The organism is Rhodopirellula baltica SH 1, from assembly GCF_000196115.1.
GTDB classification, from domain to species: Bacteria; Planctomycetota; Planctomycetia; order Pirellulales; family Pirellulaceae; genus Rhodopirellula; species Rhodopirellula baltica.
The window spans coordinates 3,415,133-3,441,729 of record NC_005027.1 but is presented as its reverse complement, the minus strand read 5'-3'; the positions used below and the strand labels follow the sequence as shown (position 1 = coordinate 3,441,729).

21 protein-coding genes are annotated in these 26,597 nt (G+C 54.6%); 12 read left to right on the top strand and 9 right to left on the bottom strand.

The window, feature by feature from the left end; genetic code table 11:
• Window positions 1-17 precede the first annotated feature (17 nt).
• The 6 genes from dnaX to RB_RS13255 all read left to right on the top strand — a co-directional run bounded on the left by dnaX (window position 18) and on the right by RB_RS13255 (window position 6,965).
• Window positions 18-1,973, top strand: a complete 1,956-nt coding sequence (gene dnaX / locus RB_RS13280) for a DNA polymerase III subunit gamma/tau (protein ID WP_164921981.1) — start codon at window positions 18-20, stop codon at window positions 1,971-1,973.
• Window positions 1,974-2,051: 78 nt separating this feature from the next.
• Window positions 2,052-2,438, top strand: coding sequence for a YbaB/EbfC family nucleoid-associated protein (locus tag RB_RS13275; protein ID WP_007327784.1), 387 nt, complete (start codon window positions 2,052-2,054; stop codon window positions 2,436-2,438).
• The gene (gene recR, locus RB_RS13270) at window positions 2,435-3,034 is read left to right on the top strand and encodes a recombination mediator RecR (RefSeq protein ID WP_007327785.1); all 600 of its coding nucleotides are present in this window, start codon (window positions 2,435-2,437) and stop codon (window positions 3,032-3,034) included. The genes RB_RS13275 and recR overlap by 4 nt, the downstream gene beginning before the upstream one ends.
• A 103-nt stretch (window positions 3,035-3,137) precedes the next feature.
• The gene (gene rpoN / locus RB_RS13265; RefSeq protein ID WP_165447215.1) at window positions 3,138-4,634 is read left to right on the top strand and encodes an RNA polymerase factor sigma-54; all 1,497 of its coding nucleotides are present in this window, start codon (window positions 3,138-3,140) and stop codon (window positions 4,632-4,634) included.
• Window positions 4,634-5,812 (top strand): S1C family serine protease, encoded by a 1,179-nt coding sequence (locus tag RB_RS13260; protein ID WP_164921980.1) that lies wholly within the window; start codon window positions 4,634-4,636, stop codon window positions 5,810-5,812. Before rpoN ends, RB_RS13260 begins: the two co-directional genes overlap by 1 nt.
• Window positions 5,813-5,858: 46 nt before the next feature.
• Window positions 5,859-6,965 (top strand): D-TA family PLP-dependent enzyme, encoded by a 1,107-nt coding sequence (locus tag RB_RS13255; RefSeq protein ID WP_164921979.1) that lies wholly within the window; start codon window positions 5,859-5,861, stop codon window positions 6,963-6,965.
• Between the two features lie 43 nt (window positions 6,966-7,008).
• Here RB_RS13255 and aroE read toward each other — a convergent pair whose 3' ends face one another.
• Window positions 7,009-8,499 carry a shikimate dehydrogenase gene (gene aroE / locus RB_RS13250; protein WP_007327789.1) on the bottom strand — a complete coding sequence of 497 codons (1,491 nt, stop codon included), beginning with the start codon at window positions 8,497-8,499 and terminating at the stop codon, window positions 7,009-7,011.
• A gap of 128 nt (window positions 8,500-8,627) precedes the next feature.
• Here aroE and RB_RS13245 point away from each other — a divergent pair, with 128 nt between their 5' ends.
• The 3 genes from RB_RS13245 to folP all read left to right on the top strand — a co-directional run bounded on the left by RB_RS13245 (window position 8,628) and on the right by folP (window position 12,361).
• Entirely contained in the window at window positions 8,628-9,989 is a 1,362-nt protein-coding gene (locus RB_RS13245; protein WP_164921978.1) for an outer membrane protein assembly factor BamB family protein, read from the top strand.
• A 108-nt stretch (window positions 9,990-10,097) separates the two neighbouring features.
• Window positions 10,098-11,444 (top strand): coproporphyrinogen-III oxidase family protein, encoded by a 1,347-nt coding sequence (locus RB_RS13240; protein ID WP_007334059.1) that lies wholly within the window; start codon window positions 10,098-10,100, stop codon window positions 11,442-11,444.
• On the top strand, window positions 11,441-12,361 hold the full coding sequence (gene folP / locus RB_RS13235; protein ID WP_011120943.1) for a dihydropteroate synthase: 921 nt from the start codon (window positions 11,441-11,443) through the stop codon (window positions 12,359-12,361). Before RB_RS13240 ends, folP begins: the two co-directional genes overlap by 4 nt.
• On the opposite strand, the gene RB_RS13230 is transcribed toward folP, so the two are convergent.
• The gene (locus tag RB_RS13230) at window positions 12,338-13,831 is read right to left on the bottom strand and encodes a RecQ family ATP-dependent DNA helicase (protein ID WP_164922853.1); all 1,494 of its coding nucleotides are present in this window, start codon (window positions 13,829-13,831) and stop codon (window positions 12,338-12,340) included. The genes folP and RB_RS13230 overlap by 24 nt on opposite strands.
• 37 nt (window positions 13,832-13,868) lie before the next feature.
• Here RB_RS13230 and RB_RS13225 point away from each other — a divergent pair, with 37 nt between their 5' ends.
• A complete protein-coding gene (locus tag RB_RS13225; RefSeq protein ID WP_164921977.1) occupies window positions 13,869-14,564 on the top strand; it encodes an RluA family pseudouridine synthase in 696 nt (231 codons plus the stop codon).
• Window positions 14,565-14,654: 90 nt separating this feature from the next.
• Here the strand turns inward: RB_RS13225 and RB_RS13220 are convergent, their stop codons facing one another.
• Both RB_RS13220 and RB_RS13215 read right to left on the bottom strand, forming a co-directional pair.
• The gene (locus RB_RS13220) at window positions 14,655-16,004 is read right to left on the bottom strand and encodes a polysaccharide biosynthesis/export family protein (protein ID WP_164921976.1); all 1,350 of its coding nucleotides are present in this window, start codon (window positions 16,002-16,004) and stop codon (window positions 14,655-14,657) included.
• Between the two features lie 73 nt (window positions 16,005-16,077).
• Complete coding sequence (locus RB_RS13215; RefSeq protein ID WP_007334063.1) at window positions 16,078-17,187, bottom strand: hypothetical protein; 1,110 nt, start codon at window positions 17,185-17,187, stop codon at window positions 16,078-16,080.
• Window positions 17,188-17,774: 587 nt separating this feature from the next.
• On the opposite strand from RB_RS13215, the gene RB_RS13210 reads away from it, so the two are divergent.
• Complete coding sequence (locus tag RB_RS13210) at window positions 17,775-19,358, top strand: MraY family glycosyltransferase (protein WP_164921975.1); 1,584 nt, start codon at window positions 17,775-17,777, stop codon at window positions 19,356-19,358.
• Here the strand turns inward: RB_RS13210 and RB_RS13205 are convergent.
• From RB_RS13205 to typA, 4 genes are all read right to left on the bottom strand, one after another.
• On the bottom strand, window positions 19,355-21,460 hold the full coding sequence (locus RB_RS13205; RefSeq protein WP_011120937.1) for an ABC transporter permease subunit/CPBP intramembrane protease: 2,106 nt from the start codon (window positions 21,458-21,460) through the stop codon (window positions 19,355-19,357). The two genes, RB_RS13210 and RB_RS13205, sit on opposite strands and share 4 nt — an antisense overlap.
• A complete protein-coding gene (locus RB_RS13200) occupies window positions 21,457-22,215 on the bottom strand; it encodes an ATP-binding cassette domain-containing protein (RefSeq protein WP_007327800.1) in 759 nt (252 codons plus the stop codon). Before RB_RS13200 ends, RB_RS13205 begins: the two co-directional genes overlap by 4 nt.
• Window positions 22,216-22,351: 136 nt before the next feature.
• The gene (locus RB_RS13195) at window positions 22,352-23,110 is read right to left on the bottom strand and encodes a histidine phosphatase family protein (protein ID WP_011120936.1); all 759 of its coding nucleotides are present in this window, start codon (window positions 23,108-23,110) and stop codon (window positions 22,352-22,354) included.
• A gap of 9 nt (window positions 23,111-23,119) precedes the next feature.
• On the bottom strand, window positions 23,120-25,000 hold the full coding sequence (gene typA, locus RB_RS13190) for a translational GTPase TypA (RefSeq protein WP_007324768.1): 1,881 nt from the start codon (window positions 24,998-25,000) through the stop codon (window positions 23,120-23,122).
• Here typA and RB_RS13185 point away from each other — a divergent pair.
• Window positions 24,985-26,034 (top strand): NAD-dependent epimerase/dehydratase family protein, encoded by a 1,050-nt coding sequence (locus tag RB_RS13185; RefSeq protein WP_164921974.1) that lies wholly within the window; start codon window positions 24,985-24,987, stop codon window positions 26,032-26,034. The two genes, typA and RB_RS13185, sit on opposite strands and share 16 nt — an antisense overlap.
• On the opposite strand, the gene RB_RS13180 is transcribed toward RB_RS13185, so the two are convergent.
• Window positions 26,006-26,563: a DUF6580 family putative transport protein gene (locus RB_RS13180; protein WP_164921973.1), complete on the bottom strand. Its 558-nt coding sequence runs from the start codon at window positions 26,561-26,563 to the stop codon at window positions 26,006-26,008. The genes RB_RS13185 and RB_RS13180 overlap by 29 nt on opposite strands.
• Window positions 26,564-26,597 lie beyond the last annotated feature (34 nt).

Sequence of the window (26,597 nt, the reverse complement as noted above, 5' to 3'; positions counted from 1 at the left end):
CGACTTCACGTGAATCTGTGAGCGACGATCAATCTGCGGACAACGGTTCTTACGTCGTTGTCGCAAGACGATATCGGCCACGGGACTTCACGCAACTTGTTGGCCAGGATCACGTTGCCCGAGCTTTGCAGGGCGCGATCGAGACTTCTCGAGTGGGGCATGCCTACCTGTTCACGGGGGCTCGCGGGGTCGGCAAGACCAGCACAGCTCGGATCTTCGCCAAGGCTTTGAATCACCCCGATGGTCCGACCGCGAATCCGGACAGCGAAAGCGACGTCGCTCAGGCGATCGATTCCGGAGAAGACGTTGATGTGATCGAAATCGACGGTGCCAGCAATCGCGGTATCGATGAGATTCGATCGTTGCGTGCCAACGTTGGTGTTCGCCCCAGTCGATCGCGATACAAGATCTACATCATCGACGAGGTTCATATGCTGACGGGGGCCGCGTTCAACGCGCTCCTGAAGACGCTCGAAGAACCGCCCGAGCACGTCAAGTTTATCTTTTGCACGACGGACCCTGAAAAGATTCCGATCACGGTGCTCAGTCGTTGTCAGCGATTCGATTTCGCTCCGGTTGAGAGCGACAAGATCGTGCAGCGTCTGCGCGAGATCGTCGAAGCCGAAGACAACACCGTTGAAGACGAAGCGTTGGAATTGTTGGCGCGTCGCGCTGCTGGCTCGATGCGAGACAGCCAATCCTTGCTCGAGCAAGTGCTGAGTTTTAGTGACGGTCACCTGACGGCGGACCATGTTCACACGATGTTGGGGACAGCCGACGATCAGCGACTGCATCGATTGGCGGAAGCCATGGCCGATCGAGATGCATCGGCTGCTCTATCGCAAATTGACGAAGCGATCGCAGCGGGTGTCGACGCGGGACGTTTGGCGGAACAAATGCTTGGGTACTTCCGTGACTTGATGGCGGTCGCCGTGGGGTGCGAAGCATCGCTGATGCGGTATGCGGCTGCATCGATGCACGGTTCGCTCGGTGAGCTGGCCGGACGTTGGGGGCTACAAACGGTGCTCGCGATCGTTGGCTTGGTCGACGAAACGTTGGTTCGAATTCGACATAGCGTTCATGCTCGCGTCTTGCTCGAAGCGACCGTGATTCAAGTTTGCCATCTGCCTGACTTGCAAGCGATCTCGGATTTGACCGCGGCAGCGTCTGGCGCAGGTGGCGGCAAATCGGCGGGCGAAAAAAAAAAGCGAGTCGCGGTAGCTAGTTCGTCACCGAGTTCGGCTGCCATGCCGACATCCGCGGTCCCTTCCAGTTCAACATCGCCCGCGGCTGGCTCGGACGCGAAGGTTCGAGTGGATTCTCCTGCCGCACCGTCTGGGGATCATCGAGCCGCGACAAGTGCGACTGCTTCCGTCGCTGCAGGCGTTCCTTCTGGCACGCCGCCCGTCAATTCGGGGTCAACTGCAGCGACATCTTCGCAGCCTGCACCTCAGTCTCAGGCAGTTCCATCCGGTGGTGTTGCCACCGCCGTCGCCACACCGCCGCAGAGCGAGGGCGCCGAGAATTCGGCCGCCGCAAACGAATCAACGACATCCACGGACGGATATCCGCTGATTTCGGGTGACGAAGCAACGTCGAGTTGGTCGCAGGTTCTGCAGGAGATGGATCCGATGACGGCGACGTTGGCAAAGGCAGCTGAGCGAGTTGATTCACCGGAGCCTGGTGTCCTTCGGATGATCTTTCCTGGTAATTCTGGGTTGGCGTTCAGTCGTTGCCAGATGCCCGAGCACAAAGAGGAAATCCTCCGTACGCTTTCACGGGTCACTGGCCGGCGTGCTACCTTGCAGTTTGAGGCGACCGCTGTCAAAAAAATCGAACCGGTCGCTGCGGCGAAACCGAAGAACAAAAATCGAATGCAACGAATGCGTGAGATACAAGCCAACCCGTTGGTTCAGTCTTGCGTCGAATTGCTGGGGGCAGAAATCGTTCGAGTCGACACTCCTCGCGGTTGAGGCTGGTCGATGCGTCTGTCTCTCGGCACATAATCTTTCATTTGTTATCCCTGACTCTCGTTCCACTGGATTGGACCCATGTTCAAAGGCCTCGGCAATCTCGGCAACATCGCATCGATGGTTGGCAAGCTGCAAGAAATTCCGCAGAAGATGCAGGAGCTCAACGAGCAAATGAGGAGTGAGCGTGTCTCGGCCAGTTCGTCATGCAATCACGTTGAAGTGGTGATGAATGGGATCGGTGAGGTTCAGTCGGTCGAAATTGCGCCAGAAATTTTGGGCGTCGGTGGCGGCGAAGTGGTTGCCCCCGAAGACCTTCAGCATGCCATTCGTGACGCAACCAACGCGGCGGGAGCGGCTGCAAAGCAGCTGTACGCCAGTGCGATCAGCCAGCTTGCATCCGACATGGATTTGAACATGCCCGGTGTCGATGGGTTGCTGTCGAGTTTGACAGGCGGCAATGGATGAGCGGACATGCCGGTGCGGTCTCTGATCTAGTCGATCAACTCAGCAAGCTTCCCGGGATCGGTCGCAAAAGCGCTGAGCGGTTGGCGTTTCACTTGTTGCGAGTCCATGAGGATGAGGCATTGGCGTTGGCATCGGCCATTCGCCGGGTTCGCACCGACGTTCGATATTGTTCGGTTTGCTACAACTTGTCCGAGACGGAGTTGTGCAGGATTTGCTCCGATCCCAAACGCGACGCGACCCGGTTGTGTGTCGTCGAACAGCCCCGCGATCTGCTCAGCCTCGATGCGTCCGGGGTCTATTCCGGTCTGTACCACGTCTTGCTCGGTCGAATTGCACCCCTCGACGGGATTACACCCGACCAACTGACCATCGATTCACTGGTGGAACGGGTGCGAACCGGAAATTTTTCTGAGATCATCATGGCGACCAATCCAACGGTCGAAGGCGATGGGACTTCTCTGTATTTATCGAACTTAATGCAGGAATTTCCGGTGGAAATCACACGATTGGCTCGTGGCATCACGTCGGGCAGTGTCCTGGAATATGCCAATCGTGAAATAATTGCCGATGCGTTGACGGGTAGGCAGCGGTTATAATCCTCAGGCCAGTGATGAATTGGCACCGAATTCGCTCACTCGGTTCTCGCTGAGGTGGCGACCTTCCCTTCGATTCACGTCACGCATTTCAGAAAAGACTCTCATGCGGATGTCAGTGGGGCTTCAGGCCCGGCAAAGCCAAGTACAGAAACTCGCTCCACGGATGATCCAGTCGATGGAAATCCTGCAGATGCCCACGTTGGCATTGCAGGAACGCATCGAGCAGGAGATGAACGAGAATCCTTTGCTGGAGCAACAGACCGGGGATCCATTGAACCCGGACGATGGCGATGACGAGATCCCTGACAAGGACACTCGCAGCGAAAGCGAAAAAGAACTTGTTGTCGACAACGATCACGACAACAAGGATGACTTCGAGCGTTTGCTGAACATGGACTCGGATTTGCCGAGCACGTTTGATGATTCATTTCGTCAAAGTGCGAACCGCATGTCAGAAGACGCTGACCGTCGCCACGACATGATGGCCAACGCTCAGTCGCGGCCCGAATCGCTGAACGACTATTTGCTGCATCAGCTCGCGGAGATGGACATCGATGACGAGGTGGAGCAAATTGCCGAACGCATCATCAGTACGCTGAATGCTTCCGATGGCGGGTATCTGCGGATGCCGTTGGCTGATCTTTTGCCATCTGGCCATTCGAAGGAAGACTTTGAAAAAGCCGAAGAAGCATTGGCAGTGGTTCAATCATTGGAACCAAGCGGAATCGCAGCTCGCGATTTGAGCGAATGCTTGATCTCGCAATTGGATCCCTCGGTCGCGCACTTCGATGAACTGTCGACATTGATTCGATCGCATCTCAATGATTTGGCGGAGAACCGACTCCCGCAAATCAGCAAGAAAACCGGTTTCTCAATCGAGTTGATTCAAGAGCTTCGCGAAGAACTGCATCTCTTGAATCCGAAGCCAGGCGCAGCGTTCTTGGAGACCTATGTTCCGAACGTGACGCCGGACATCATTTTGGAGCAAGATGAATCGGGCGAGTATCGAGTTCGCCTGGACGATGATCGAGTGCCGACCTTGTTCATCAGCGAATACTACCGCCGTCGATTGCAAGCTTCGGATTGCTCTGATGCGGAGCGGGAATTCATCAAACAAAAGATCAACGGCGCACAGTGGCTGATTGATTCGATCGAACAACGTCGCAGTACTTTGACTCGGGTATCCGAAGCCATTGTCGAGCATCAAAAACGGTTCTTGGATGAAGGTCCAGAAGCGATTGAGCCTCTCAAGATGCAGCAAATCGCGGACAAGGTCGGTGTCCACGTGACAACGGTGAGTCGCGCGGTGGACGACAAATGGATTCAAACTCCCCGCGGAATTCTTCCGCTACGTCGGTTTTTCGTTGGTGGGACCCAGACCGAAGACGGCGACGATGTAGCTTGGGACACGATCCGCTTGAAACTCCAAGAGCTGATCGACAAGGAAGACAAGAGCAAGCCTTACAGCGATGAAAATCTCGTCGATGAGTTGAAGAAAGCTGGTATGACCGTCGCCCGCCGAACCGTCACCAAATACCGAAAGAAGATGGGGATTCCTAGCAGTCGTCAACGTCGCGATTGGAGTCTCACCGCGTCGTGATGTCGGCCTCGAAACGATCCACCATCGTTGTCTTGGCAGTCATGAATCTGAGCTTGATGCTCACGGTGGCTGGCCTTTTGTTCTGGCGTCCGGGCCCCGTGCGGTCGGCGCCGCCTGCGATCGAAACTCAGCGGTCGATGGTTGCTTCGGAGGCAAGTGACGAAGCTGCACCGAAGGTTCCGGTACATACTCCCACTGCGGGCAACTTAGCTGAGTCAGAGTCGCGAACGATCGAATTGTTTCGCGTCACGTCTCCTTCTGTCGTTCACATCACGACGTCCAAGGTGGCACGTGACTATTTCAGCATGAACGTGCAGGAGATTCCGCAAGGCAGCGGGACCGGGTTTGTTTGGGACAAAGCCGGGCACATCGTGACTAACAACCACGTCATTCAAAATGCCGATGTTGCGATGGTTGCGTTTGATGATCAAACCAGCTTTCCTGCGAAGCTCGTCGGTGTTGCCCCTGACAAAGACTTGGCAGTTCTTCTGATCGATGCACCGCCAGAGCGTTTGCGTCCGATTCCACGAGGTGTGTCGGCGGATTTAGAAGTTGGCCGGACCGCACTTGCCATCGGCAATCCATTCGGTCTCGATCAAACACTTACGACCGGTGTCATCAGCGCGCTCGGTCGCGAAATCAAATCAGATTCTGGTGTGCCTATCAAAGATGTGATCCAGACCGATGCTGCGATCAATCCCGGCAACAGCGGCGGGCCTCTGTTGGATCGGTCGGGACAACTGATCGGCGTGAACACGGCAATCTACAGCCCATCGGGCGCCTACGCGGGAATAGGTTTCGCCATCCCCGTCGATACGGTTCGGTGGGTTGTTCCTGAACTGATCGAACATGGTCGTATCATTCGTCCCGGAATCGCGATCACAGTTGCGAGCGATTCGATGAGCAAGCGATTCAAGCTTCCGCCTGGGGTCTTGATTCTGGATATGCCCGAACGCGGGAACGCTGAGCGAGCGGGATTGCGACCGACCCGTCGGACTCGCTTCGGAGACATTGTTCTTGGTGATATCATTGTCGCGGTCGACGAGATGCCTGTCGCATCAACAGCGGACCTGACGCTGATTTTTGAGAACTACGAAAGCGGTGACGTTGTCGACTTGACCGTGATTCGTCAGGGGACCGAGTTGGTCCTGCCCGTTGAACTCGAAACATTGGATTGATCGAATTCGCACTTCAACCTCAACCGTATCGAGTCCCTGGTACGAAGTGAGCAATGTTGACCAGGTTTATTCACCTGGGTTATTGGTTTACGCCGACCGAGTCCAAGCCAATTTGGACCGCATGATCGAGATGGCGGGCGGAGCTGACAAGCTGAGGCCTCACGTCAAAACTCACAAGATGCCTGCCATTGTTGAGTTAAGCGTCGCGTCCGGAATCACTCGTTTTAAATCCGCGACGATCGCGGAGGCCGAGATGACCGCGGCGGCTGGTGCGGTGGATGTCCTTTTGGCGGTTCAGCCGGTTGGGCCAAACATCGGACGGTTCATCAAGTTGATTCAGCGGTATCCAGGATGTTTGTTTTCCTGTCTCGTTGACGATCTATCCGTTTTGGCGAGCTTGGAAGCTGCGTTTGAATTAGCAGGTCTTCAAGGAAGTGTTTGGATTGACATTGATGTCGGGATGCATCGGACGGGGATCGCACCAAACGATTCCGCAACCGAATTGGTTCGCTCGATTCAAACCAGCGATCATGTTCGGTTGGCTGGGATTCATGTTTACGATGGTCACCTGCACGATACCGACTCGGAAAAATTGAGGCGTCAATTTGACGAAGCCGTGAAACCATTCTGGATTTGGTTTGAGGACATCCAGCGTGCGAGTGGCGGGCAATTGAATCTGGTTGCTGGTGGAACGCCCACCTCCGCTTTTTGGCAGGCCAACGCACAAGCTCGGCAAGTGAAGGTTGAAACAGGTGCGGGGACAACCGTTTTGTGGGACGCAGGTCAGCCTACTTTTTCGCCCTCCATGCCGTTCGAAGCCGCCGCGGCAGTTTTGACTCGCGTGATCAGTCGGCCGACCGAGTTTGATGTTTGTCTAGATCTTGGACACAAGGCGATTGCGTCAGAAATGCCGTTGCCTCGTGTGAGTTGGCTGAACTTCGACGCCGATCACGAGGTTGTTGGGCACAACGAAGAACACATGGTTCTGCGAACCAAGCAACCCTGCCAACTTCGTTGCGGCGACGTGTTGTATGGGGTTCCCGTTCACATTTGTCCGACGGTCGCGTTGCATCAACACGCGGAATGCGTGCGTGATCATCGGGCGATTGAAAAGTGGCCCGTCGTGGCCCGGAACCGAATGCTTTCGATTTGAGGGTGGAAGCTCAGTAGAGCATTCTGGCGAAGTCGTTTCCGTCTTAGTTCAAACGAACTGGGTTGGTTGCCTCTTTGATTTTCTTTCGCATCAACTCGATCGACGCCTCTTGCCCGGTGAATAGCTTGAACTGGTACGCGGCTTGTCGAACAAACATGTCGACTCCCGTGATCACACGAGATTGTTTCTGCGTCGCTTGTTTGATCAGAAGAGTGTTTTCAGGGTTGTAGACTGTGTCGAATACAACCATGAACTGGTTGAGGGCCGACTGATTGAAGGGAGTGTTGTCGACGTCGGGGTGCATCCCAATGGGCGTTCCATTGATCAAAAGCTGGACCTTTGCCTCGTGCCGTTCTTCCCAGTCGATCACACGACAACCGATGTCAGCAGCCAACATCTCGGCTCGTTCACGTGTTCGCGAACTGATGGTGACGTCGCATTTGCGTTGACGTAGTCCCCACGCGATGGCACGTGAGACGCCGCCGGCACCGAGGACCAGAGCTGTTTTTCCTTGCAGCGAATTCTCGGTTCCCCGTTCGATCTTGAAAGATTCTTCGATGCAATCCATTGCGGCGCGATAGTCGGTGTTGTAGCCGAGGCGATCATCGCCGTTGAAGATCATCGTGTTGATCGCGCCGATACCGGTGCAACTGGATTCCGCCTGTGTGCAGTATTGAAGTGCCGACTCCTTGTGGGGAATCGTGATACTGATTCCTTGAATCCCCAGTTCCTTGCAAGTCCGCATGAAGGATGGCAGGTCATCTTTCGGCACACGCAGCGGAAGGTATCGTGCGTTCAGTCCCGCGTCGACGAAAGCAGCGTTGTGGATCAACGGGCTGTGGCTATGAGCGACCGGATCCGCGATCACGCCGAATAAAGCGGTGTCTTCCTTGATGGTCTCGTAATGATAAACGCTGTTCATCTCTTTCCAGTTGAGCTGGCCAGGTGCAAGCTTTTTGTCAGAGCTGAACGTTGCGTAGGTGAACGGCGATCCGACACGGTTGGCCAGGATTCGCGTTAGCATGCCGATCTCGCCCATGCAGATCCCGATCGTCGGAATTTTCGCGTTCTTGCAGAGGTTGATCATTCGGATGTTGTCCGAGAATGAATTCGCCATGCAAGCGATTTTGACGATGTCTGCGTCTTCCGCCGCCATGGCCTCGTGCAGTTCGTCCAAATTCTCCGGAGTGCCACTGAAGTCGTGGTAGCTGATGATTCGTTTGGTGTTGCCGTAACGCGGAATCTGTGCCGCGACGTCGGCTTCGATGTCGACGTACTCGGCACCCGCAGCGATAACACTCCGCAGGAGCATCAAGCGATCTTGTTCGGATCTTTCCCACCGACCGCCGTCTTCTTTCCTGCGAACCGTGGCGACCACGGGACCCGGACGGTCATTGAGTAATCGTTTCAGGTCGACGGCGCGAGAAATGTAATCGAGACGCAGTTCTACGAGCTGAGCACCTTGTTCGACCAAAAACTGGTGCTCGGCGATCATGCGTTTGTGGCGGGCGCGGCCGAGACTGACACAAATCATAAATGTTCGGTGGTCGGGATAGAGGATGGATGCGGCGAGACTTCGCCACGAGGTTATAATAGTCGGCAGCGTTCCGAAGGGCAGTACGGGAGGCCGATCTCAACGTCACAAATTGTGCTGAATTGACCATGTTTTACCGCCGCAATGACACGTTTCAACGCTTCCAAGACATCTCGTCGGCTAGAAAGGTTCCCGCCATGCTTCGCTTCGGTTGCTGCTTTGCCTTGCTGTGGGGCGGATTTGTTTTGCCATCGGTGACCGCAGAGGATCTCAGCTCTCAGATTTGGCCCACATCGAGAGGCGATTTTGCCGCAACGGGGGCTAGCCCGAAGGGGCTTGCCGACGGATTGGTTCTACAATGGGAAACGAAAACCGCCGAAGCAATCGAGTCAGCACCAGTCAGCGACGGCAAACATGTTTTCGTCGTTGATGTGATGGGTGGAATCGAAGCTCTCAAGCTCGCAACGGGAGAGTCGCTTTGGCGCCATGAACTGGACACAGGGTTCGTTGCTTCACCTTCGTTGTATGTTCCGCAAAACATCAGCCAAACGATTGGTGCAGTGAATGTTTTGGATGCCGGTGATCTGCCCGAAGACACCTCTCCGATGACGGCGGAACAGATCGATGCTTGGTCGGCGACTCAGACCACTGTGTTGGTTTCAGGAGATGTTGAAGGGAATGTCGTAGCTTGGGATCCAGCTTCTGGGGAGCAGCTTTGGAAAGGTCTGACCGACGGCGAGATCAGTGCTTCGCCATCGTTCTATGTGCTGCGGCATCTTGGAGCATCCGGCGAAATCGAACTGCAACCGAGAGCTTTGGTCACTAGCCAGGACGGCAGCTTGTATTGCTTCGCGATGAAGTCCGGAGAGCTGATCTGGAAATACGAAACCGGCGATCAAATTCGGTGTGGTGCCTCGGTCGGCGACGGAAAGACCTATCTAGGCGGTTGCGACGGCGGCCTGCACGTGGTGGATTTGACCACCGGAAAGGCTTCACGGGCGGCGATTCCGCTGGGGGGACCAACTGGAAGTACGCCCGCGATTCGCGATGGCAAATTGTTTGTTCCGATCATGGATGGAGTTTTGTATGCGTTCACGCCGCAGAATGATTCCGAGGATGACGTCATGCCGACGTGGGAGTACAGCGATCCCGATCGAGCGCAAGAGTATCGCGGCAGTGTTGCCGTGAATGATGATGTGGTGATCGTTACGAGCCGAAACAAAACGGTCGATGCAATTGAGCGTTCATCAGGCAAACTGCGCTGGAGAGTGACACTGAAGCGACGTGCTGACGCCTCTCCCGTAATTGCCGGCGACGATGTATGGGTCGCTTCCACCGACGGTCGCCTTCTTCGTTTGTCGATCGAGAATGGGGATGAAAAATGGAATTTCGAGATTCGTGGTGCCTTCATTGGCGAACCCGCCATCGTAGGGGAACGCTTGGTCATCGCGGATGACGAAGGTGTGGTTCGAAGTTTTGGGCCGAAGTAAACATTTTTAAGAAATGCGTTTCTGAACTCGATTCGAAGCTCACCGGTTCGGTGTTTGCAGCCAATCGACTATTCTGAAGTAGACCATTCGCACGCAAACGGGAAACCTATGACGACTGCATCGACCCAGGACGAGTCTCGCGAAAAACAGCCCGAAGGCAGCAAGACTGAAGTCGGTAGTTACTTCATCAGCAATTATCCGCCCTACAGTCAGTGGAAGGCGGATTCGCTCGACGAGGTGAAGCAGCGGATGGCTTCGGCGCCGACCAGTGAAAATCCACTGGGTTTGTATTTGCACATTCCGTTCTGCCGGAAACGCTGCAAGTTTTGCTATTTCAAGGTTTTCACTGACGTCAAAGCACAAGAAGTCCAACGCTATGTCGATGCGTTGTGCAACGAGATTTCGATGGTCAGCCAGTTGCCAGTGATGGGTGATCGGCCGTTCCGCTTTGTCTATTTTGGCGGAGGCACACCCAGTTTTCTGTCACCGAAGCAATTGACGAAGCTGGCCGATCGATTGCGAGAACACATCACTTGGGACGGTGCCGAGGAGGTCACGTTCGAGTGTGAACCAGGCACACTGAGTGAGACCAAGGTCAAAACGCTGCGAGAGCAGTTGGGTGTGACCCGATTGAGTCTCGGGATCGAGAACTTTTCTGATAAGTTGCTGGAAGAGAACGGGCGAGCACACCTTTCCAAACAAGTTTTCTCGGCGTGGGAATGGATTGAAGCGGCTCAGTTTCCCAACGTCAACATCGATTTGATCTCGGGGATGGTCGGAGAGACGTGGGAGAATTGGAAAGATAACATTCGACGAACAATCGATATGTCACCCGAGAGTGTGACGATCTACCAAATGGAATTGCCGTTCAATACCGTTTATAGCGCGGATATCTTAGGGAACAAGATTCAAAGTCCTGTCGCGGATTGGCAAACCAAACGGGATTGGGTCAGCTATGCCTTCGACGAAATGACATCGGCGGGCTACAAAGTCAGCAGTGCCTATACATTGGTCAAAGACACGGGCAAAGTTAACTTTTCGTACCGCGACAACTTGTGGCGAGGTGCCGATTTGTTAGCGACTGGCATCGCGAGTTTTGGGCACGCCGCAGGTGCTCATTACCAGAACTTGCCGCACATGGAGCAGTATCTCGGTGCGATCGAAGGTGGAGAGCTGCCACTGGGACGCGGGTTTGTGCCGACCGAACACCAAGCATTGATCCGCGAAATGATCTTGTTGCTAAAGCGTGGGTTCCTCGAGCGTGAATATTTCCAATCGAAGTTTGACGTTGATATCGTTGAGAATTGGAAACCGGTCTGGGATGGATATGTGGAAGAAGGGTTGGCGGAGATCCATGCCGATGAAGTGAAATTGACTCGCGAAGGATTATTGCGAGTGGATTCGATGCTTCCTGCGTTCTTCGAACCTGAACATCAGAACGTTCGCTACACATGATGCAGCGTGCTGTTTGGCGGACATCTCGGCGTGCTTTAGAAATCGGCCGACGTCCGCTAGTGATGGGGATTCTAAACGTCACCCCGGATAGCTTCTCGGATGGAGGTCGGTTTGTCGCTCCCGGTCAGCAGTTGACCAGCTCGCAGACGTTGGAGTTGGCAGTCGATGCTGCGTTGAAGATGCAGGCCAATGGAGCCGACTTGATCGACATCGGCGGTGAAAGTACGCGGCCATATAGCGATCCGGTGGATGCCGATATTGAGATCGAACGAGTGGTTCCGGTAATCGAACGGTTGGCCGATCGCTTGGCCATTCCGATTAGCGTCGACACCAGTAAAGCAACCGTCGCGAATGCTGCCATCCAGGCGGGTGCGGAGATCGTCAATGATGTGAGTGGCTTGGAGGGCGATCCAGAAATGCCAGCGGTTGTTGTCGAGTCACTCGCTGGAGTCTGCGTCATGCACATGCAAGGCAATCCGCAGACGATGCAGGATGATCCCAGCTACGGCGACGTCGTTGAAGAAATCGAGCGGTACTTGTTGGCTAGACGGCAGGCGTGTTTAGACCTTGGAATTGAGCCAGAGCGAATCTGCCTCGATCCGGGCATCGGTTTTGGGAAGACACACGACCACAATTTGACCTTGCTGCGAGCGACCAGTCGTTTTGCTTCACTTGGATCGCCCATTTTGATCGGCCATTCTCGAAAGGGATTTATTCGCAAAGTCCTGGATCGAAACGAGCGCTGTACGAAAGACGATTACAACCCAATGGCCGGCACGTTGGCCGTTTCAATGGCGGTAGCAGCGGCGGGTGCCCATGTCATTCGAGTGCACGATGTGGCAGAAACGGTGCAAGCGTTGGACTTGTTTGAAGCATCCGGTGGGCTGGAAGTTTCATTCAACGATCGTACTATCTAAAAAGTATCGATTGAGGAATGCTTGTCGTTCTTCTGCGGGAGTAGCTGCAAACTGCACCATCGCATACAGACGTTTTTGATCCCGTTGTCTTTTTTCCGCCAGCCATTCGTTGTCGCGGAACTTTTCCGGTAAGTCACCGCTCAGCTGGAAGCATTCCGGTTCCCTTGGGCCTGCGACAACACCATGTCGGTCGAGCATCGCAATGGCTGTGTCGACTCGGTGGTCGTGAGGACTGACCCGTTGCAATTCTTTGCGAAGCCAGTCCAAGCCGTAGGCTGCACATCGATCCGCATGATGTTCCAAAGCGAACATTAAACGGTCGTAGAAATCTGCATCGGGATTGGCCCACTCGATGAACTGCATCTGTGTCATCAAGTCGTCTTGATCGTAAAGCCAAAGGCAGCGACTCGGTTTGTCGTCCCGACCCGCTCGACCAATCTCTTGGTAATAGGATTCGATCGATCCAGGTGTTTCAGCATGGATCACCAACCGAATGTTTTCTTTGTCAACTCCCATTCCGAATGCGGGAGTGGCCAAGACGAGGTCTCGTTCGCCGGACATGAATTGGTTTTGTATCCGACGGCGATCTTTTCGTGATTGGTCACCGTGGTAACAGACATGATCGATGGATTGCGACAGCAACAGGTCGCTGAAATGTGTCAGCGTTTTGATCAGCGAGAAGTAGATGATTGCTCCGCCAACAGGAGTATCGTCGGTTGGGAGAAATGGTGGGGCCGAGAGTGCCTCGAGGATCATCTCGAACTTCTCGCTCTCACCCATCACCGATTGGACGTCGATTCGCAAGTTGGGGCGATCGATTCCTTCATGGAACAGCCGCATTTCGCCTTTACCAAGACCAATTTGATCCACGATGTCAGCTCGGCATTCCGCCGTCGCTGTTGCGGTCAGGGCGATTGTTGTCGGAGAGCCCAATTGTTTCCGGATGTCGGCGATCCTGCTGTAATCGGGGCGAAAGTCGTGGCCCCACTGGCTGACACAGTGTGCTTCGTCAATCGCGAGCAGCTGAATGTTTCGTCCCGAAATAGCGTCTAGGAACTCAGGTTTGCGAAATCGTTCAGGCGTCACATACAGCAGGCGATATTGATTCTCACGTAAATTCTTCTGCCGTTTCTCGCGTTCACTTCGATCCAACGAAGAATTAATGAGAGTCGCGTCGATGCCTTTCGCCACCAATCCATCGACTTGGTCCTGCATCAAAGCGATCAACGGCGAAAGCACCAGTGTCAGATCCGCGTCGGTCCCCAGCAGCGCAGGAATTTGGAAACACATCGACTTGCCACGCCCCGTGGGCATGATCACCATGGCGTGCTCGCCAGCGAGAACATGTTGAATGACGGCGGCCTGGCTGGGGCGAAATGCGTGATGGCCGAATACGTCTTGCAGGATTTTCTGGGCTTGCTGCAGCGAACGCTTGCCCGACTCCAAATTCGCGTTGGCTGATTCACCCATCGGTGGCGAAACTTTCTTTATTAGGGATTCGAGAAACATGAGCGAAGTCGACGTCATCTACGAAGACAATCATCTGCTCGTGGTAAACAAACCGACCAAGTTAGCGACGATGGGTGCTGCTGGGCAGCCGACTTTGCATTCGCTCGGATGCGACTACATCCGTCGAACCTGCAACAAGCCCAACAAGGTGTATTTGGGCATTGTGAGTCGACTGGATTCGATGACATCGGGTGTCATCGTCATGGCACGCACCAGCAAAGCGGCCAGTAGGCTCACGCCTCAGTTTGCCAACCATTCGGGCGATGGAGCGAAGAAGACATACCTTGCGGTAGTCTCAGGCCGAGTCGAGCAGCAACAGGGCACGTTGGTCGATGATGTGTACAAAGACGATGCAGCCCACCGTATGCGGGTGGCTCATCATTCCAGATCAGATGCCAAAGAGGCACGTCTGGAGTACGAGGTTTTAGGTTGCGACCGCGAATTGACGCTTCTGATGGTCAAGCCGCTTACCGGCCGCAAGCATCAAATCCGCTTGCAGTGGGCCGAGGTAGGATTTCCCATCTTAGGCGATACCAAATACGGGAGCGAACGATCTTGGCCGACCGGTATCGCGCTTCATAGCTGGCGGCTCTCTATCATGCATCCCACAAAGAAAGAACGCATGACGTTTGAGGCACCTATTCCAGATGCTTGGGCGAGCCGGTTGGGGACGAACTTGCTTGCGAAGCCGTGAGGCCGGTCGCAAACTGCTTGGTCAACGAAAAAACGTCGCCCCTGAATAGAGGCGACGTTTCGTTTCTTTGACTCGATGGTCGATCGAGGATTAGTTCCGCAGTAGTTCTTGGATACCGTAGGTGAAGAATGTACCGAGGCTGAAGTTCAGCACCTCTTCTTCACATTTGTATTGAAGAATCAGTGTATCGCCAGGCTGAACCAGTGGTCGACTTCGCGGGTCGTTGACGGCCCGGGCAAGGTCAACCTCGATTGCAACTTGTCCGTTGCACGGTGTCTGACGAAGCACATAAAGCATTCCCGGTGGAACTCCGCCAACCGAACGTGCACCTCCGAATCCTCCGCCACCAGTTGTTTGCCCGATGCCACCACCGGCGATCGCCATCGCACCGAGTACGTCGAGGTCATAGTCACGAGGGAGTGGGAATTCGCCACCGGGCAACAAGCCACCGGTGTAGAAGACTTCTGTCTCGCGGTTTTCGATGTACACGATGTCGCCGTCTTGCAATTCCACATCCTCCGGTGTGATGTTTGGAATCACTCCAGGTGGCAGTCGCAATGGAATGCGAAGGATCGATGGGTCTGGTGGCAGCTCAGGTGGGCAGACACATGGGTCGAGCATGGCGTTGCGTTGAGACGCGTAGAAGTCTCGTACAAACTGTGCTCGTTTGCGTTTGTCAGCTTCACTGGCTCGCAAAACACGAACTTCGTTCTTTGCGTTCAAACCGGGCAAACCGCCAGTTTCAACCAGGGCGTGCAGAATGTCGTTCTTGTACGCGGGAAGTTTGACCAAGCCGCCGCTGGCAGATCGGTCACGGCCGCGAATGAACTCGCTGGACTGAGCTTGAAGCGATCGTTGGTTGCCTTCACCTAAACCATCTTCCCGAACCACGATCACATCGTAGGTTCGTTCCTTGATAAGCGTGACAATCGGACGAGCTTTTTCTTCTCGCAGAATGTCGTTGTCGATGTACGCCTCACGAATCTTTTCGCGGACTTGATCGAGCGTCAGCCCTTCAACCTCGAGGGGCTCAATCAGTGGCAACGAAAGAGTTCCATCATCCTGAACGGCAATCGGGTATCCGATCGACGGCGGCAGGGTGCTGTCCTGTTCCGGGAAATTGACCGGAGGTGGTTCAGGTGGGGTGTTCGGTGGATTGAAAGGCAAAACGCCTTCAATGTAAACACCAAGGATGTCATCCGGTCCGAGCTGATAATCGCGTGGTGGCTCAAGCGACAGCAACGCGATATCAACCGGAACCAAGTTGTTCTTGGGAGCCGGAAAGAATTCGGGCGGCAATCGGTGGGCAGGGACACCGTCGATTGGCTGGGTCAGTGACGAGCAGCCGGTCAGTGACGCGACCAGCGAGGCGGCCACGCCAAGTCCAACCGTGGTGCGAATGTGTTTCCACACTCGAGTTTGAAAGAGGTTGATGTTCATCCTTGAACTCTCTGAAAGTGCAATCGGGTGCAAAGCCGCCCGGACTGGTCTGTGGTTGAGGAACGGTCAGAAATCAATCGAACAAGAACTGCATCGATTGATTATTTGCAGGCGATTCGACTGCTTCACTTGGTTGGGCCTGACGATCTGGCCGTCCGAAAATCTCTTCGATTACCGAATCGATTTCGTCTTGAGTCGGTTCAGCCACGTTGGTGCTGACCGGAGTTTGCTGCGGCCGCGGAACGAGGTCTGATGCATTGGTGTCTTGAGGTGACGAAACGCTATCGACATCCGGGAACAGCTGCTGGATGTTGGTCGAACCACCAAACTGATTACCACTTGTTTGTGGAATATCGCTCAACATGGCTCCCGCACCGCCCGCAACGATGTTTTCGTGATTTTGCGACGGAGCAACTTGTGAAAACGGATCGTCGGTGACATCCGATTTCGGTGTGACCGACTTGATCGCTGGCGGTGTAGGTGGTGCGTGTTGTTTCACGCGATCCAAATCCACGTTGGTGCCAGTCAATTCATTTGCTTCTTCAAATGTGACTCGGCCAGGCACCAAAGTTTCGCCCTCGCCCAACTGGATGCCAGGCGGCAAAACGTTGGCGGTTGGAATGGGTGGCACAGGAGCGACGGGCGTCGGGGCCATCGATCCTGTCATCGCTGTAGATGCTGGCCGCATAGGGGTTTGGATGCGAATTTGATTGTAGTAACCAATTCCGTCCTGTTCGGCGGCCTTGACCCCGAGTGGGAAGCCTTCGAACCAAGCGTTAACGGCACTTTGCCCATCGCCGGATTGATGTTTCCACCCCCAATAGTCGGGAGAGACAACCGCTGGGGTGCACCCAGATCCGCCGGTCGCGACTTCCATGTAGCCATCGATGAACCCCTTTCGGAGGTCTTTCGAATGGCGATGTTTTTTGTGGCAGTGAGCATTTCGCAACCAGGCTTTTTCTGCCATGACTTTGTTGCGATGCGAGACCATGAAGTCGTCGATGCACTCACTTCGAGTCAGCTTGGATTGCAGGCCACCCATGATGGTGCAGCCGGTCATCCCCGTTGTCAAAATACCCGCCGCAAGACTCGCCAAGAAGGCTCGTTGAGCTCGTTGGCGAATGATGTTTCGCCTCGATAGCTTCGGGCGGACGGACGCGTCATGTCGATTAAGCTGGGTCATAATGCCGGCTCCCCTAGCGGCGGATCTATCTGGATCACACGACTCGTGCGTGCAACATTTCCAGCTACCATCTTGACCTTCGAATTGGCTGCGACGGCGTTTGGAATCGGGGTCGCACCGTTTGCAGCGATTCTGCTAGCAGGCGAAGTCCCCGCACTCTTTATCGCCCCTTCTGCGGTGCCGGTTTAGCCAAATGTGCATGAAATGGGGGTGCTAGCAGTCCGTCTGGTTAGTGAGACTGTTCCGGGGGGCACCAGAACCACAGGTGTCCGCCCGTACGTTTCCCCGTGTTTTCAGTATTTGGGAGGGGCGATAGACCCTTCTTGGGACGCCTGATTCGGGGAGATTTAAGGTTTGGAACGATTGACCAATACGATTTCCGTCGAGTTCCGTTAACTTTTCCTACGTGCGGGGGATGGTTTTCGGGCGGACGCGTAAGATGATGCATTACGGGGGCGTTGTACTAGAATAAAGAGCTATTCTTGTCACACAGGGTTTACCGGCTGTCATCAGCTGACATCGTTCCTGTGATGACGTTCTTTGCCTTCACCGTGTCAAACTGCCCTTTCTGATTGAATCAACTCGCAATGACACCATTCATCCTCGTTACTCTTGCTGCTGCTTTCATCGCGATGCTGGTACTGGTGCCGGTGGTGCGTGCATTCGCAATTCGAGTTGGGTTGGTTGATAACCCCGATGCCGAACGAAAACTTCATGACCGACCAATCGCTTTGGCGGGTGGGTTAGCCGTTTTTATCGCGACCGGAATCGCGTTTTTGGTTGGCATCGCTTACGAAAGTGGTTGGGCGGAATTCGGCAAGATGACAGAGCTGTCATCTCGTTGGTTTGTATTGTTAGGGGCCTCGTCGGCAATCTTGATCGTCGGTTTGATTGACGACAAATGGGCACTCCGTGGCCGACAAAAACTACTCGCTCAATGCGTCATCGCGATGATCGTCGTGGGAAGTGGGACGGTCATGCGATCAGTCTCTCTCTTTGGCTTCGAGATTCCTTTGGGCATTTTTGCCATTCCGGTTAGCGTGTTGTGGTTGCTGCTTGCGATCAACGCTCTCAATTTGCTAGACGGTGCCGACGGCATGGCGACCACGGTTGGTGCGTTTGTCTGCGGCGGACTGGCCTTGCTGAGTGCATCGAGTGGACACTCTGCGTCTACCGTCATCGCTGCAACCGCTCTGTGTGGTGCCCTGCTCGGCTTCTTGGTCTTCAATCGCCCGCCGGCAACCATCTTCTTGGGAGACGCGGGAAGCATGATGATCGGGCTGATGGTTGGCGTCTTGGCGATGTGGTGCTCGTTAAAAGAGTCCGCTGTCGTCGTCGCGGCACCCGTCGCGATTCTGGTTCTGCCGTTGTTCGACTCTACTGCAGCAATCATCCGTCGATGGATGACCGGTCGCAGTATGTATGCAACGGACCGAGGGCATTTGCATCACCTCTTGAACGAAAAGTTCGGTCCCAATGGAATGTTATTGGTGGTCGCTGGCCTTTGCACGCTTAGTTCCACCATCGCGGTGCTCTCCGTTCGGTTCAATCAGGACTGGTTGATTCTTCTGGGGGCAGTAGCCGTTCTTGGCTTTTTGGTTCTGACGCGAACGTTCGGTCATTCGGAGTGCCGTCTTCTTCTCGGACGCTTGTATCACTTTGCCCATTCGTTTGCGGTACGGCCGAAAGATTGCGAAACATCGAAGCATTTACGCAGTGTCCAAATCCAAGGCGATGGTTGCTGGGAACCAGTTTGGGAACCATTGGTTGAATTTGCGAAACGCCATGATCTTGCCAAAGTGCAAATCGACGCGAATATGGCGTGGTTGCACGAAGGCTATCATGCGACTTGGCAGAGTGTCCGATTGCCGGAAAAATCGGTGCAAAGCGTTGTCCGAATCCCGCTCTTCGCAACACGACCTGGGGAAGATGAATCGGTACCAATTGGCAAGGTGGAAGTCATCGCCAATTCGTCTCACGAATCATTGGCTCAACTCAGCTATTTCCTCGAGCATGCGGAAGAGTTGCAGGCCCAGGTCAGTTACTTGGTTGACAACCTCGGAAAGAAAAACGCCGCGTCTCGCAAAAAGGCGACGGCGGTGAAAACTGCTGCAAAGAGCAACGAACTAGTTGTCGGAAGCGAAGAAGTCGAAGCGGTTCACACCAGCTAGCTCTGGGGTGAGTCTTGCTCAGTCCGGCTTTGGGTCGACCAAGCGACAATCGCGATGCCGATCATGACCATGAGTGCGGCAGCAACAAGCCAACTGGCAGGCAGGTGCTTCGAACCGTCTGCGTCGCTGAGCCCGAGGAAATCGAGCTTGTCATGATAACGTGCGGCTAATTCCAGCATTCCATTGTGGAAGAAGTGCAGGACCACTCCCGGCCAGACGCTACCGGTTCGGTAGGCGACCCAACCCAGCAGCAACCCCAGCAACATGGTGGGTAGAAAGCGTTCGACCAACAAGGTGCTGCCGACAAAGACGTGGAAAAGGCCGAAGAGCAATGCGGTAGTGCAGATTGTCTGCCACGGGCGAAGGACAGCCGAGAATGCTGAGAACAAATAACCTCGAAAGCAGAGCTCTTCGATGAGAGCCGGGGTCGCCGCCATTGTCAGCAGAAGCAGCCATGGGGGCACGGTTTTCCATTTGTCTAGCAAGGACCGTGTACGTTCGATTTGGTCGTCCGACAGCAGGGCAATTCCGAACTGGTCGGCCAATGCCAAGGCTTCGTGAGCAAACGCCCAAGCTCCGCCCGCGAGGACGATGGCACCCAAAATGGACGCAAACGGTGGCAATGAGAATCGGTAAGTCGACTGGATACGATGTCTTCCCATGACGGTTGCGCAAAGCGGAATCAATCCGAAAACGAGGATTAGGCTCAGAGCGTTTAGCAAAAGCTGTGAGCTGACCGAGACTGAATCGGAAACGATTCGCAGCCATTGCATCAAGCCGTTCGAGATCAGGAATGAAGCCGGCAACAGTAGAGCGACAACCAACCCAGCTTGGCTCATGCTGGGATGTTGGGTAACGGTGTCGGGGCGTTGAAGAAGCGAGCCGAATGACTTTTGGCTGGTTCGTTCAACTGCGTCACTACCGAACAGTCTCGCGGCAACGCCCAACGTCGCCGCCGCATAGAAAAGGGTGCTAGTGACTGCGACAACCGCACCCGCGGTGGTGGCGGTGCCAGATAGTATGTCGCGAGCTAATAAGACAATGTTCAGTAGCGGCGCGACAGCCAATGGGCCCTCCAGTGTCACGCCTGGCATCAAAGAAAGCATTGCCGGGCCAAGCGAAAGCAACATCACGGGAATGAGATAGGCCTGCGCTTCTTTGAACGACTTTGCAAAGCTGGTTAGCGAAAGCAACAGCGCTGAGAAGAAACAGCTGAACAACAGTAGGAGACCGAGTATCTGCATGATCTGCAGCATCCCAACGGTTGAATCACCAGCGAGCATGCTGACCAGTCCCGTCACCTTCATGGTCACAAACATGGCAAGCAAGTTTGCCATCGCGGTGAGGAAAGCGACAAAGACAACAGCCAGATACTTAGCAAGCAACACCCACCAACGCGGTACGGGAGAAGCCATTAGCGCCTCCATTGTGCCCCGCTCTCTCTCGCCAGCCGTCAGGTCGATCGCTGGATAAACAGCGCCGGTGATGGTCATTAAAACCAGTACCAAGGGAATCACGGTGCCAAGAATAGATCCCGATGCTTTCTCTCCGATCGATCGAATTCTCAAATCGATAGGTTGGTAATCAGGATCGATTTGCTGAGCAATTCGCAGACTTTCAGATAACTGAAGCCACTGCAAGCGTTCGGTTAGAATTCGTTGAGCTGTACTGCTGCCCTGATCATTGTTGTAGGAAACAATCTCCATCGATCGAATTGAGTTTGGGCCATCTTGAAACTGCACCGCTATGTCCAGCAAGTTCTGCGACAACGCTTCTTCCGGTGAAATCTCTTCTGGCACAACCACTTCAAACCGAGCCAACTGCCCGCCGTTGACTTTCAAGATCGGCTCAGGAGGTGCACTGCGAGGATCTTCGATCAGGGTTTGCAAGAAGTCACGCTCATCAGGCGATGAGACGCCAACCATGAACGCTTGCTCTGCCGGCATACCGGAAGAAAGCAAGAAACGATTCAACGCCATGCTGAGCAATGGATAAACCAACAATGGCATCATGACCAAAGTCAGCATCGTCCGTCGGTCGCGCAAGGTTTCCCGAAGTTCTTTTTGAGTGAGCCGGCCGAGCCGGGACCAGGAAAGTTTCACGCGTGGTCCTCGGTCAACGCCGGGTCAGTGGAATTCATCAGATCGACAAACATCTCAACAAGATGTTCTCGTCCGGTTTCTTCTCGAAGGTCATTCAATGTGCCTCGATAACGAATGCGGCCGCGATGAAGTAGCCCAAATTGGTCGCACAGACGTTCGGCTTCATCCAGTCGGTGGGTACAGACCACAACCGCCTTCCCAGCAGCACGCAAATGTTCGATGTACTCGAAGATCGTCTGCACACCAACGACGTCGAGTCCACGTGTTGGTTCATCCAGAAGCATCACGGGAGGATCGTGGATCAAGCCACGCACCAAGGTCACTCGTTGCCGTTGACCCGTGCTCAGCGAACCGGCGCGACGATCGAGGAGTGCCTCAATCTGCATCACGCTAGCAAGCTCTTTCAGTCTCGCGGTTGCTTGTTGGGGTGCAACGCCGTACAAATCCGCAAAGTACAGCAGCATCTCACGAACCGACAGCCACGGGTAGACTCCGTCACTGGCAGAGACAAATCCGAGTTTCGCTTTCGCCGCGAATGGGTCCTTGGACGTGCGGATGCCAGCAACTTCTGCAAAGCCATCGTCCGGTTCCAGTAGTCCAAGCACCATACGCAAGGTGGTGGTTTTACCAGCCCCGTTTGGACCAAGTAGTCCGAAAACCTCTCCTGGTGCTACCCGCATCGAAAGCCCATCGACAGCGTGGACTGTCCCGCTCTCGATCGAGAATCGTTTGGTGAGCGAATCGATCAGAAGCATGTTGAAGGCAGTGTGATTCGAAGAGCAATGCGATGCGAAGAAACGGGCAACGGAACAACTATGCCATTGCGATGGACTGCTACGTCTACGTCGCCGGTATCACCTCGGGTCTGCCTTCACCAAGGAAAAACGAAGTTTAAGAAAGCATCGCTTGATGACCTGTGATGAGTCTCGGTGGCAAGTGCGTGACACTGTTGAGGGATGTCAACTTCCAGCCCGTCGCTGACCATTGTAGGGAAGTGATCGAGGTGTTGGGGATCGGTCCAATGGCATCCATCGCCACACGTCCCGCCAACATTTGCGAAAGCATCTCGCGCAAGAAATCGGCGTGAGCGATCAGTACCACGACTGGATTCTCTTGTTCACCAAGTGGCTCCACACCGGGCTGTTGCGAGAATGTTTGTTCAAAACGTTTGATCACCGCCTGAGAGCGTGCTTGCATCTCTTCGGGAAGCTCGCGATTCTTTCCGCCCCACCAGCCCGATTCGTCAATCTCCGGATCCAGCGTCAGAGGAGGCGGTTCACGGTCAGGGAACTGAGCAGCAATCTCTTGGAAGAACGACTCGATTGCAGACGCGCTGAGTCCAGAGGCACCGGCGAAGTTCTTTTCATGATGGCCATGGTAACAGCCGCCATTTTCGAAAACGTCATGCCAGACTGAGACCGGATATCGGCGTGGCGGAGCGTGAGCGTGTTGAAGAATGGACCGAGTTGTTTCGAGGGTGCGGAGGAATGGACTGGTGATCAACTGATCGATCGCCAGTCCAGACATCCATTTGCCCAAACAATCAGCTTGCAAGCGACCTCGGGCTGTGATGCTCGGATCGCAAACGCGATTTTGAACCGGTTTCGCGTTGTTCTCGCTTTCCGCGTGTCGAACTAGAAGCAACTGCATCGATCAGGATCAGCCGTTTCGGCCTTGCCGACGACGATCCGATTCCTTCAGCAAAATCTTGCGCAAGCGAATCGATTCCGGAGTTACCTCAACCAGTTCGTCGTCCTCGATGTACTCAAGGGCAGCTTCCAGCGACATGTCACGTGGTGGCTTCAGGATGACGTTTTCATCACTGCCGCTAGCACGCATATTGGTCAGCTTCTTTTCGCGACAGGGGTTCACTGTCATGTCGTTTTCGCGAGCGTTTTCGCCAACGATCATTCCTTCGTAAACCTCGGTGCTCGGCGGAACGAACAGCTCAGCCCGATCCTGCAAAGCGAACAGGGCGAATGGCATGGTTTTACCGCCAACCATCGAGATCAGAACACCGTTGGCTCGACGAGGCACATCGCCTTCGACCATACGATAGCTTTCAAAACGGTGGTGGATGATGGCGGTTCCGCGAGTTGCGTTGAGCAATCGGGTACGCAAGCCAATCAGACCGCGTGACGGAACGATGAATCGCAATAGGCTGTATTCGCCACGTTGCTTCATCTCTTCCAGTTGGCCGCGACGCAAACCGACGAGTTCCATGACCGGACCCATTACCTCGGTTGGAACTTCCACGCGAAGGGTTTCGAATGGTTCGTGCTTTTTGCCGTCGATCTCTTTGAAGACCACGCGAGGTTTTCCGACGCTCAGTTCGTAACCTTCGCGACGCATGGTTTCGATCAACACGGCCAAGTGAAGAACACCACGTCCTGCGACGGCATACGCTTCGGTGCCTTCAATCATTGAAACTCGGAGAGCGACGTTGCGTTCGAGTTCTTTCTCCAAGCGAGCTTTGATCTGACGGGTCGTGACGTACTTGCCTTCACGTCCAGCCAATGGCGATGAGTTGACGCTGAAGACCATTTCCAAAGTCGGTTCATCGACTTTCAGTCTCGGCAGAGCTTTGCCTGTTTCGGGCGCGGTGATCGTGTCGCCGATTTCGACGTCATCAAGACCTTCGAGTGCAATCAGGTCGCCTGCTCCGGCGGATTCAGCAGGAACCCGGCCGAGTTTGTCGAAAACGTAAAGGCCTGATGCTTTGATTTTTCGAACGATTGGGTTTCCCGAGGAGTCGATCGTGTGAACGTCCACCGCTTGGCCCGTTTGAATCGTTCCCGCATTGACGCGGCCGACGGCGATCCGGCCGACGTATTCGCTCCAATCCAGAGTGGTGACCATCATCTGAAAATCGGACTTGGTATCGACCGTCGGACCAGGCAAATGGTCAACCAGCAGGTCCAAGAGAGGACGCATGTCTTCGGTTGGTTTTGCTGGATCGTCAGTCGCGTAACCTTCTTTGGCACTTGCAAAGACGTAAGCAGCACTGTCGAGTTGTTCTTCTCCACCCAGATCCGCTAGCAGTTCGAGAGCTTCATCGAGGGCTTCGGGAGGACGGCCGTCGGGGCGGTCCACCTTGTTCACCACAACGATCGGCTTGACGCCGGCTTGCAGTGCTTTTTCAAGCACGAACCGAGTTTGTGGCATCGGGCCTTCTGCGGCATCGACGAGCACCAATGCACCATCGGCCATTTGGACAACACGTTCGACTTCGCCCCCGAAGTCCGCGTGACCAGGAGTGTCGATCAAATTGATTTTCACACCGCGGTAGTGAACCGCGATGTTCTTCGACAGAATGGTGATTCCGCGTTCTTTTTCGATGTCGTTCGAATCCAGAATCCGTTCTCCTTTGAGTTCCGCATCGCGATACTGTCCACTTTGCCGCAGCAGACAATCCACCAGTGTGGTTTTCCCGTGGTCAACGTGAGCGATGATGACGACATTTCGGATCTCATCTCGAACGGCGGTGTTGCTCGAGGTATCGGTGCCGGCGTCTTGAGAAGGGGATGCGGTGGAAGACAAAGGACAGCTTTCAATGGATAAACGTTTCAGGCGGAAGCCCACGTTCTAACGATCCTTTTGAAAGTCAACTAGTCAAAAAGCGTTTTGCGTGCCCTGTGGGAACGCTAGCGGCTTGTAAGTGGGTTCATTTTCGCATTTCGGGTTTTCTGATGCTTGTCGCAGTCACCGGCGCAACCGGTTTTTTGGGTCAACACGTCGTTTCTGACCTGCTACGGAACGGTCATTCAGTTCGAGGATGGACCCGCAGGAACGATCCCCCGCAGTTGGAGGGCGTCGATTGGGTCCAAGGTGAGCTGGATAATCGACGGTCAATCGAGCAATTGGTTTCTGGTTGCGACGCCGTGGTTCATACCGCCCTGGCTCGTGAGGGCGACAGTTTTATGAGTGTTCCGGAAAAGCCACTCGACTACATCCAAACCAACCTGATGGGGTCGATCTCGCTTCTTGAAACGGCTTGTTCCCAGGCGGTCGATCGGTTCGTTTTCGTTTCGTCGGGGGCCGTGCACCAAAACGTCGTCGACGGCATTCCTTTGGACGAACAGCATCCGTTGCGACCGGGTTCGCTGTACGGTGCGTGCAAGGCTTCCATGGAGACAATGGTCCATGCCTATGGCAGTTCTGGCAGGCTCATTGTGGCAACGCTACGGCCGGTTTCCATCTACGGAGTTGAAGATCCCGTCGAAGATTCGAAGTGGTACGAGCTGATCCAGTCAGTGGCTCGAGGCGAATCTGTTCAGGCCGAAGGTGGCGGCAAGGTCGTTCATGTCGCAGACGTCGCCGCCGCGATATCGACTTTGCTCGCGACTGACCAAGCAATCAGCGGAGAAACTTATAATTGCTGCGACCGGTTCTTCTCGGAGCACGAAGTAGCCGAGCGAGTCATGGCGATCACGGGGGCTCGAGCAAAAATTTTGGGCGAACCCAAGTCGTCTGGACGCGAAATGTCATCTGCCAAACTGGAATCACTCGGATTCCAGTTCGGCGGAGTGTCCAGGCTAGACGAGACTATTCGCCAACTCGTACGGGAACTCTAACTTGCTGAAGTTTGCCTTGGGTAACGGTCAATCCGCTCGTCGACAATGCGTAGACGCCGAAGAACAAACCGCTGTAAACCATGTCTCCCGCAAGGGTGTATTGGAAGAAGGGGATCGCAGCAGTGAAGCAGGCGGCCAATCCTGTCAACGTCGAGGGATAGAACGCGACCCAAACGGCGAAGTTGGTGACCAGGAAAAACAAAGCGCTACCAACTAGCGAACCGGCAACGACTTTCATCGCGTTCGCATTCGCACCGACAAGTTTGCGACCGATGACAAAGTTTGCCAGAAGGCAGCCATAGACAACGGGCATCAGAGAGTGGAATCCGAGCACGGCATCGCTGACCAGCATCGCAACGATCACAGCGGCGGCCATCATCCGTGGCGAGATCGTCACCGCACCGGCAAACAGGCACATTGCCGCTAGAGGAGTGAAGTTCGGTGGGTGTGGGAGCAAGCGAGATGCGACGGCGACGCCGATCATGCCAAGGACGATAGCAAAACGTTGCAGGTTGTTATTTGGATTCACAGGAACACTCAATCAGGAAAGTCAAAGGTACGGA

Bases quoted from the DNA above. Each gene is read 5' to 3' on its own strand.
- RB_RS13275 (WP_007327784.1), top strand. From the start codon at position 2,052: ATGTTCAAAGGCCTCGGCAATCTCGGCAACATCGCATCGATGGTTGGC.
- recR (WP_007327785.1), top strand. From the start codon at position 2,435: ATGAGCGGACATGCCGGTGCGGTCTCTGATCTAGTCGATCAACTCAGC.
- rpoN (WP_165447215.1), top strand. From the start codon at position 3,138: ATGCGGATGTCAGTGGGGCTTCAGGCCCGGCAAAGCCAAGTACAGAAA.
- RB_RS13260 (WP_164921980.1), top strand. From the start codon at position 4,634: ATGTCGGCCTCGAAACGATCCACCATCGTTGTCTTGGCAGTCATGAAT.
- aroE (WP_007327789.1), bottom strand. From the start codon at position 8,499: ATGATTTGTGTCAGTCTCGGCCGCGCCCGCCACAAACGCATGATCGCC.
- RB_RS13245 (WP_164921978.1), top strand. From the start codon at position 8,628: ATGTTTTACCGCCGCAATGACACGTTTCAACGCTTCCAAGACATCTCG.
- RB_RS13240 (WP_007334059.1), top strand. From the start codon at position 10,098: ATGACGACTGCATCGACCCAGGACGAGTCTCGCGAAAAACAGCCCGAA.
- folP (WP_011120943.1), top strand. From the start codon at position 11,441: ATGATGCAGCGTGCTGTTTGGCGGACATCTCGGCGTGCTTTAGAAATC.
- RB_RS13230 (WP_164922853.1), bottom strand. From the start codon at position 13,831: ATGGGTGAATCAGCCAACGCGAATTTGGAGTCGGGCAAGCGTTCGCTG.
- RB_RS13225 (WP_164921977.1), top strand. From the start codon at position 13,869: ATGAGCGAAGTCGACGTCATCTACGAAGACAATCATCTGCTCGTGGTA.
- RB_RS13220 (WP_164921976.1), bottom strand. From the start codon at position 16,004: ATGAACATCAACCTCTTTCAAACTCGAGTGTGGAAACACATTCGCACC.
- RB_RS13215 (WP_007334063.1), bottom strand. From the start codon at position 17,187: ATGACCCAGCTTAATCGACATGACGCGTCCGTCCGCCCGAAGCTATCG.
- RB_RS13210 (WP_164921975.1), top strand. From the start codon at position 17,775: ATGACACCATTCATCCTCGTTACTCTTGCTGCTGCTTTCATCGCGATG.
- RB_RS13200 (WP_007327800.1), bottom strand. From the start codon at position 22,215: ATGCTTCTGATCGATTCGCTCACCAAACGATTCTCGATCGAGAGCGGG.
- RB_RS13195 (WP_011120936.1), bottom strand. From the start codon at position 23,110: ATGCAGTTGCTTCTAGTTCGACACGCGGAAAGCGAGAACAACGCGAAA.
- RB_RS13185 (WP_164921974.1), top strand. From the start codon at position 24,985: ATGCGGTGGAAGACAAAGGACAGCTTTCAATGGATAAACGTTTCAGGC.